Source organism: Cupriavidus sp. SK-3, from assembly GCF_000611145.1.
In the GTDB taxonomy this organism is placed as follows: domain Bacteria; phylum Pseudomonadota; class Gammaproteobacteria; order Burkholderiales; family Burkholderiaceae; genus Cupriavidus.
In genome coordinates this window covers 1-2,850 of record NZ_JFJV02000259.1, presented here as the reverse complement: position 1 = coordinate 2,850, position 2,850 = coordinate 1, and the positions used below count along the sequence as shown (strand labels likewise).

The window sequence follows — 2,850 nt, the reverse complement described above, 5'->3', positions numbered from 1 at the left end:
GGGATAAGAAAGATGGCGTTGGCTAGCCCGAAAAGGCGGACAGGCCACAATACTGCAAAAAACTGTGCACCTGGCGGTGCGGGGTCGATGCGTCAGAGACGCGGTAGGTGCCGAAAGAATACCGCAACATCAAGGCGCGCGCCATATCCCTCAGGCACAAGCGGCGAGCCTGCTATGGCGATGTAGCCGTAAGGCTGCGCCGCGGTGCCATCCCCGCCCGTGAAGGCGATCAAGCCGAACACATCGCGCGGATAGTTCGGAATGGGACTCCCGGTCGGGACGTAATGGCGCCGGGCCGAAAGCTGCCAACGCGCCCGACTCTGGTCGCTCTCAAGGTCGAGGCGACCGTGGCCGCCAAAGCGGAACCCTTTGGGCAACCGCCGCCCTCCAGAGGCGAGATCCGGCGATCCAGAAGCCGCTTCAACACCATCGCCTCCGTGAACTCGCAATCGAAGCCGAGGACGATGCGACGTCCGCCGTGGGATGCGTACCCGTTTCTGCGAGGTCACAGGACGGGTAATCGCTGGCCCATCAGTCATCAAGCAACTGGTGATTTAGCACGGTCTCACCGTGCACGCGATCGTCTAGGTTCAGACCGAGCGGCGGCAATACAGTAGCTGTTCTCGCTCAAAGGCTACCGCTGCGGCATAGGCCGCCCGGGCGTCTTTCTGAGCCAGGATAAGGCGTTCAATGATTTCTTTGTACATAGTAGTCTCTTGCGAGAGATTGCCGGCGACCCCCTACCGGGTTGTCTCCCGGCTGGGTTGAGTTACTTTGCCGCGAGTGCGGCAGCTCAATAGGCGCGACGTCAGGCCCATTCGCAGTCCCGGATCCCCGGGGAGAGAATAGGCAGCTGGGCTCAATGGTGAGGGAGCGCCAAAACGTCGGGCATCGGCACGAAGCCGAGTGCCAGCCAGTTTGCGACCGGATGGTCAGGGAAGTCAGGCACGGCGCCGAGATAGAGCGCCGGAATATCCAGCTCATCTCGTCGGCCATCCCAGCATTCCTGCCTGTAGCGCCGGCTCAGTAGGGACCAGGTCAGCTCCGCTCGTGCGATGTGATCCCATTGCGCCGGCAACTTGCCTTCGTCGAAGATCCGTTGGCCGCGGCGATTCATGCAGGCCACGACCTTGTAGTACTGCCCGAAGTCATGGGGGAAACCCTGGCGCACGAATGACAGCACGCATGGCTCATGGGTGCCGAAGATGCGGTAAAGCTGCCGGATGTAGACCGCGCATTCCACACGCGAGCGCTCACGATAGCCATCCTGGCCAACCTGCGCACATTCTTCATCGTAGGGAGAAGGTCCGACTTCGATTTCGAGGAACTTCTGGGACATAACGTTTCCTTGCATTGGGCTGGGAAACGCCCCACCGGGGCGCTCCCGGCGGGTAATTGGAAGAGCCTGAAACCTCGGCTCCAGGACTGACGGTCAGTCTGCTATCGCGATGATCTGATTCAGCTGCTCACATGCCGCAGCAAAAACTTCAGGGGAAGCCTGCTTCCACGGATGGGCCTTGGCGCCGCGCGCGCGCCAATCAAACGACTTTGGCTGATGTGCCAACACGTAGCTGACTTTCCCCTTTGGCCCTTGAAACTTGATCGCAAAGGGATTGCTATCGTTGTATGCGGCTGTCGTCATCGGCAGGCCGATGACGATGCCGGTTCGTTCATTGAACGCTTGCGGAGATAGGACAAGCAAGGGATGCATGTCTTTCATTTCGCGCCCGATCTGAGGATTGCAATCAATCCAGATAATCTCCTGACGATCTGGCACCCAGGACCTACCGGCCATTACATCGCCTCCGCACCGACACGCGCGGATGCCATCACTTCGCCACCGTGCTTGGCAGAGTCAAATAGCGCCAGCTTCTCAGCCAAAGTCAAACTACGCTGCCCGACAGGCTTTACCGTCACACCAATTTCGTCGACGGAAACCTCAACCTGCTGACCTTCCGTGAAATGTGCCGCTCGCGCCACACTTGTCGGGATGCGAACGGCAAGGCTATTGCCCCACTTTTGAATCGTGAGCGTTGCGGATTTCGTCATACCAGCCACCATTGGTTTTGTAGATACGAGTATATACATCGGACGCGCGAGTTTCCACACGTATCTACGTTCCGTTAGGGCAAATCGATGGGCCTTGAGAGTCATATTCAGCTTCAGATGAAGCGGGAAACGCCCCATCGGAGAGACGTTCCCCGATGGGTGGAAGATAGAGGTGGCGCGCGGCCACCATCAACTCGGTGAGAGACGTTACGGGTGCGCGAACGCGCCCGCATCGGAACCACGGGTAGCCACGCGGTCGTCCAACGAGGCAAGCGCCTTTAACGCGCACCCGATGACGGTAAGTTCACCAAGGGTGGTGCAGATCGCCAACTGTTGGAGCAACAATGCGCTGTCCTTCGTTGTAGTCAGGAAATACAAGACCAGCAGTAGCACCGCCACCAGTGCGAACACGGCGGCGGTGAGGAAGCGGAAGGAGAGATGCATGGAAAGACACCATGGCGAATTGGGGCCATGCCCCATGAGGACGTGGCCCCAATGCGTGGAAGTGAATGTGGTGCAGATGGTTTGCTTGGTCAGTAATGATCGAACCTGAAGGTAGCGTCATGGCCACTGACGAAGGAGAGCAGCTTCTCGCCCTCTTCTGCGTCAAAGCGGAACTCGCACCAGCCCTTGTTAAACAACATACGAAGGCCAGGAAGTTGCCGCGACAGCTGTGAGTACGGCAAGGTCACATCCAGGCGTTCAATCGCGACCGCCAGATCGGCAAGGCCGCTAGCGCCTGCGAACTGAGCGAGCGCCTCGAACGAACTACGCATGTTCTCGATGCTCGTGGCACACATA

At 58.9% G+C, this 2,850-nt stretch carries 5 protein-coding genes; all 5 read right to left on the bottom strand.

Annotated features, from left to right (window positions below):
* Nucleotides 1–859: 859 nt before the first annotated feature.
* Nucleotides 860–1,339 carry a hypothetical protein gene (locus tag CF70_RS27500; protein WP_035872574.1) on the bottom strand — a complete coding sequence of 160 codons (480 nt, stop codon included), beginning with the start codon at nucleotides 1,337–1,339 and terminating at the stop codon, nucleotides 860–862.
* Between the two features lie 93 nt (nucleotides 1,340–1,432).
* Entirely contained in the window at nucleotides 1,433–1,795 is a 363-nt protein-coding gene (locus tag CF70_RS27495) for a type II toxin-antitoxin system PemK/MazF family toxin (RefSeq protein ID WP_035872572.1), read from the bottom strand.
* Nucleotides 1,795–2,049 (bottom strand): AbrB/MazE/SpoVT family DNA-binding domain-containing protein, encoded by a 255-nt coding sequence (locus CF70_RS27490; protein ID WP_035872578.1) that lies wholly within the window; start codon nucleotides 2,047–2,049, stop codon nucleotides 1,795–1,797. The genes CF70_RS27495 and CF70_RS27490 overlap by 1 nt, the downstream gene beginning before the upstream one ends.
* Before the next feature lie 207 nt (nucleotides 2,050–2,256).
* A complete protein-coding gene (locus CF70_RS27485; RefSeq protein WP_035872569.1) occupies nucleotides 2,257–2,493 on the bottom strand; it encodes a hypothetical protein in 237 nt (78 codons plus the stop codon).
* Nucleotides 2,494–2,582: 89 nt separating this feature from the next.
* Nucleotides 2,583–2,850 (bottom strand): hypothetical protein (locus CF70_RS27480; RefSeq protein WP_035872565.1); only part of this gene is annotated, 268 nt, incomplete at its 5' end.